The organism is Clostridium lentum, from assembly GCF_014287815.1.
Classification (GTDB): Bacteria; Bacillota; Clostridia; order Clostridiales; family Clostridiaceae; genus Clostridium; species Clostridium lentum.
On the sequence record NZ_JACOOQ010000040.1, the window covers coordinates 1 to 2,660 of the forward strand.

5 protein-coding genes and 1 pseudogene are annotated in these 2,660 nt (G+C 26.8%); all 6 read left to right on the forward strand.

Going from position 1 to position 2,660, the window contains the following annotated elements:
* On the forward strand, nucleotides 1-434 hold a 434-nt coding region (locus H8R92_RS12905; RefSeq protein ID WP_186835666.1), incomplete at its 5' end, for an integrase core domain-containing protein.
* A 172-nt stretch (nucleotides 435-606) separates the two neighbouring features.
* The gene (gene bilS, locus H8R92_RS12910; RefSeq protein WP_186835667.1) at nucleotides 607-1,125 is read left to right on the forward strand and encodes a flavodoxin family protein BilS; all 519 of its coding nucleotides are present in this window, start codon (nucleotides 607-609) and stop codon (nucleotides 1,123-1,125) included.
* A gap of 2 nt (nucleotides 1,126-1,127) precedes the next feature.
* Nucleotides 1,128-1,280 (forward strand): hypothetical protein, encoded by a 153-nt coding sequence (locus tag H8R92_RS12915; protein ID WP_186835668.1) that lies wholly within the window; start codon nucleotides 1,128-1,130, stop codon nucleotides 1,278-1,280.
* Nucleotides 1,281-1,315: 35 nt separating this feature from the next.
* Entirely contained in the window at nucleotides 1,316-1,636 is a 321-nt protein-coding gene (locus H8R92_RS12920; protein ID WP_186835669.1) for an SGNH/GDSL hydrolase family protein, read from the forward strand.
* A 17-nt stretch (nucleotides 1,637-1,653) separates the two neighbouring features.
* On the forward strand, nucleotides 1,654-1,824 hold the full coding sequence (locus tag H8R92_RS13550) for an SGNH/GDSL hydrolase family protein (protein ID WP_366461610.1): 171 nt from the start codon (nucleotides 1,654-1,656) through the stop codon (nucleotides 1,822-1,824).
* Nucleotides 1,825-1,856: 32 nt separating this feature from the next.
* Nucleotides 1,857-2,414 (forward strand): annotated as a pseudogene (locus tag H8R92_RS12930) (relaxase/mobilization nuclease domain-containing protein).
* Nucleotides 2,415-2,660 lie beyond the last annotated feature (246 nt).

The window sequence follows — 2,660 nt, forward strand, 5'->3', positions numbered from 1 at the left end:
TAGAAAACGTTTTAAAAAGAGACTTTACAACTACTTATATTAACGAAAAATGGGTAGGAGATATTACATATATTCATACTAGTAGGGATGGTTGGTGCTATTTAGCTTCAGTTCTTGACGTATATTCTAAAAAAATAATTGGCTACGCTTTCGGTAAAAGAATGATTAATGATTTAAAAGAGCTATGTAAAGAGTTTAATGTTATACAATCATTTAGTAAAAAAGGTTGTCCTTATGACAATGCTTGTATAGAATCTCTCCATTCTTCAATGAAGAAGGAAGAAATCTATAGAAATACATATCGCACCTTCGAAGAAGCCAATATAGCTATATTTAAATATATTGAAGGTTGGTATAACAGAAAAAGGATACACTCTTCTATTAATTACATGACACCAGAACAATGTGAGTTATTAGCTAGAAGTGAAGCATAAAAAAGTTTGACTTTTTGTGTCCAAAATATTGACATAAGACCATAAATTATATGAAATTGTTATGAGAATTATAGGTACTGAGATTAAAAATAAATTAAAACATCCATTTAAAAGTCAAGACTAAAAAGACAGATTACAATTTTGATAATAAAGAAAAAGGAGATTATGTATTATGAAAAGAGAAAGATATTCAATAATTTATAGTAGTAAAACAGGAAATACAAAAAAACTTGCAGAGGCAATATATAATACTTTACCTCAAAATAAGTGTGATTATTATGGTACAGTGGATAAAATTGATGATGTATTAAGTAATGTAATTTATATTGGTTTTTGGACAGAAAAAGGAAATGCTGATCATCTAACAATAGATTTTTTAAATAAATTAAAAAACAAAAAAATATTTTTATTTGGGACAGCAGGATATGGCGAAAGTGAAAAATATTTTGAGGGTATTATTAATAATGTAAAAAAGAATATTGATAGTAGCAATACAATAATAGGTACTTTTATGTGTCAAGGTAAAATGCCATTATCAGTTAGAAAAAGATATGAAAAAATGAGAGAACAAAATAATATTTCACTTAACATTGATAAATTAATTGCTAACTTTGACAAAGCATTATCACATCCAAATAAAGTTGATTTAAAAACTTTAGAACAAATTGTAATATTATACGAGGAGAAATAAAAATGTTAGATATTAGTGTATTTGGAGATTCTTTTTTAAAAGGTGTTATATACGAAAATAATACTTATAAAGTATCTCAAAATAGATTCTCTAATATGTGTGAGGATATATTAGGAGTGTCAATAGAAAACAAAGCAAAATCTGGAGTACAATAAGTATTGGAAAAAATATAATATTTAAAAATATCGAGTTGATTAAGGAAACAAAAAGTAAATATGTTATAATGGAATTTGGAGGAAATTACTGTGGTTATAATTGGATAGAAATATCAGAAAATCCAGACAAAGAACATTATTCTAAAAGTTCAATAACAGAGTTCATTGAAATATATTCGTATCTTATAGATGAATTTAAAAAAATAGGAAAAGAACCTGTATTATTATCATTACCACCAATAGATTCAACTAAATACTTTGATTATATAAGCAAGAAATTAAATACTGATAATATATTAAAATTGATGGAAGGAAATAAACAATTTCTTACTAATTGGCATGAAAGATATATATAGAGGTTTTTAAACTGGCAATAAACAAAGATATTCCAATAATAGATATAACCTCAAAATTTTTAGAAATAAAAAATTATTCAAATCTACTATGTGATGATGGAATACACCCAAATGAAAAAGGACACAAAATTATTGCAGAAGCTATAAAGGAACATATAGAAAAAAGAAAAATTAAATTAATAGGTTAACTACAAATTACAATTTATGGAGTAAGTCAGAAATGGTTTGCTCTTTTTTTATACCCAAAAAGAAAGGAGCGAGAAAGATTGCAACGACAGGAATATGGAAAATAGAAAAGAGATTAGATAATGTAATAGATTATACTACTAATATTGAAAAGACTATCAATAGTGATTATGGTAAAGACAGTTATTATGACTTACACAATGTTATTGATTATGTTGAAGCAGATTATAAAACAGAAAAACAATTTTATGTGTCTGGTGTGAACTGTAATCCTAAAACTGCATTAGAAGAAATGACTATTACAAAAGAACAATATGGTAAGGTAGGAGGAATACTTGGTTTTCACGCCTTTCAATCATTTGCAGAGAGAGAAGTTACTCCTGAACAATGTCACGCTATTGGAGTAAGACTTGCCGAAGAAATGTGAGGAGATAGGTTTGAGGTTGTTGTTAGTACGCATCTTAATACTAATCATTATCATAATCATTTTGTAATAAATTCTGTATCATTTAAAGATGGAAAAAGATATTATGATAAAAGAGAAACTTATGCAGAATTAAGAAGATTATCAGATGGTGTTAGTATAAAGTAGTGGACACATTAAGACGAACTAAGTTAAAATAATATTTAGTTAAGAAGGGATGTGTCCATTATGGGAAAGGGCAGAAGAGACGATCAAGAATATAAGGATATGATAGTAGAGTTATTTAAATCAGGAGTGAGCTTAGCAGAGCATCGTCTACGAATATGGCATTGCAAAATCAACAATTAACGGCTGGATTAAAGATGTAAAAGAAATTAAAGTAGATGAAAATGAAGTTATGACATTAAAGGAAGT